At 76.5% G+C, this 1629-nt stretch carries 2 protein-coding genes; both read left to right on the top strand.

All coding sequences use genetic code 11. From position 1 onward, the window contains the following. Positions 1-148: 148 nt before the first annotated feature. Entirely contained in the window at positions 149-1033 is an 885-nt protein-coding gene (bioC, locus tag CKO13_RS12045; RefSeq protein WP_200261356.1) for a malonyl-ACP O-methyltransferase BioC, read from the top strand. A gap of 14 nt (positions 1034-1047) precedes the next feature. Beyond that, positions 1048-1629 (top strand): dethiobiotin synthase (gene bioD / locus CKO13_RS12040; protein WP_338034652.1); only part of this gene is annotated, 582 nt, incomplete at its 3' end.

The following is a 1629-nucleotide window of genomic DNA, read 5'->3' as shown; positions in this document are numbered from 1 at the left end:
TCCCGCCCCCTCCAGGATACGGCAGCGGCCGCCGCCCACCGGGCCGGCGGCCGCTGCCGTATCCTGGAGGGGGCGGGACACCTGCCGCTGCTGACCCACCCCGGGGAGGTGGCGGCGTCGCTTGGCTTGTTCTTGCGAGGGGAGCGCAGTGACGGAAGCGGATGACTACCGGCTCGACCGGGCGCGGGTGCGGCGCCACTTCAACGCCTCGGCGGCGAGCTACGATACTGTGGCCGTCCTCCAGCGCGAGGTCGCGGATCGCCTGCTCGAGCGCCTCGAGCCGCTGCTGATCCGCCCCCGCCGGGTGCTCGACCTCGGCGCCGGGACGGGGTACGCCAGCCGCGAGCTGCTCCGCCGCTACCGCAAGGCGGAGGTCTACGCCGTCGACGCCTCGGCGCAGATGCTGCGCCGGGCCCGGTACCGCCCCCCCTGGCGGCGCAAGCCCCACTGCGCCTGCGCCGATCTCCACGCCCTGCCGTTCCCGGACGACAGCTTCGAGCTGGTCTTCTCCAACGTGGCCCTGCAGTGGGCCGAGGACCTCGGCAAGGCCCTCGCGGAGATGCAGCGGGTCACGGCGCCGGAGGGGGCGGTGATGTTCTCCACCTTCGGCCCGGAGACCCTCCACGAGCTGCGCACCGCCTGGGCGGAGGTGGACGGCTACCCCCACGTCCACCGCTTCGTCGACAAGCACGATATCGGCGACCGGATGCTCGAGGCGGGGCTCGTCGACCCGGTCGTCGACGGCGAGCTGTTCACCCTGACCTACGAGCAGCCCCGCGAGGTGATGCGCGACCTCAAGGCGCTGGGCGCCGCCAACGCCGCCGCCGGGCGGGCGCGGGGGCTGGTCTCGCCGCACCGCCTCGCCCGCGTCGAGGCCGCCTACTCCCTCGCCTTCCGCCAGCCCGGGGGCCGGGTGCCCGCCACCTACGAGGTGGTCTACGGCCACGCCTGGGGGCGGGAAGGACGGCCCCAGCAGGTCGACGAGACGGGGGCGGTGCACATCGACGCCGCCCAGATCCGGCGGCGGCGCTGAGCCGGAGGGGGGCCGTGGCCGGGATCTTCGTGACCGGGACCGATACCGGGGCGGGGAAGACGGTGGTCGCCGCCGGCCTTATCGCCGCCCTGCAGCAGCGGGGTTGGCCCGTGGCGGCGATGAAGCCCGTGGCCGCCGGCTGCCGGCGCACCGCCGAGGGGCTGCGCAACGACGACGCGGAGCTGCTCCGGGAGGCCCTGGCCGAGCCGCCGCCCTACGAGGCGGTCAACCCCTGCGCCCTGGAGGCGGCGGCCGCCCCGCACCTGGTGGCCGCCGAGGCGGGGCGGGTGATCGACGTGGCGGGCCTGGCGGCGGCGATCCGCCGGACGGCGGCGCAGCGCTTCACCGTCGTCGAGGGGGCCGGGGGCTGGCGGGTGCCGCTGGCCGGCTCGGCCGATGTGGCCGCGCTCGCCCGCGAGAGCGGACTCCCGGTGCTGCTGGTCGTCGGCATCCAGCTCGGCTGCCTGAGCGCCGCGCAGCTGAGCGCCGAGGCGATCCGCGCCGACGGGGTGGCGCTCGCCGGCTGGGTGGCGTGCGAGCTCGACGGCGCCGACCCGCGCCGGGCGCAGCAGGTGGCGAGCCTGGAGGCGCGCCTC

Origin of the sequence: Halorhodospira neutriphila (genome assembly GCF_016584055.1) — a bacterium.
GTDB lineage: Bacteria > Pseudomonadota > Gammaproteobacteria > Nitrococcales > Halorhodospiraceae > Halorhodospira > Halorhodospira neutriphila.
The sequence above is the reverse complement of the archived record's forward strand: the minus strand, read 5'-3'. Positions and strand labels throughout refer to the sequence as shown.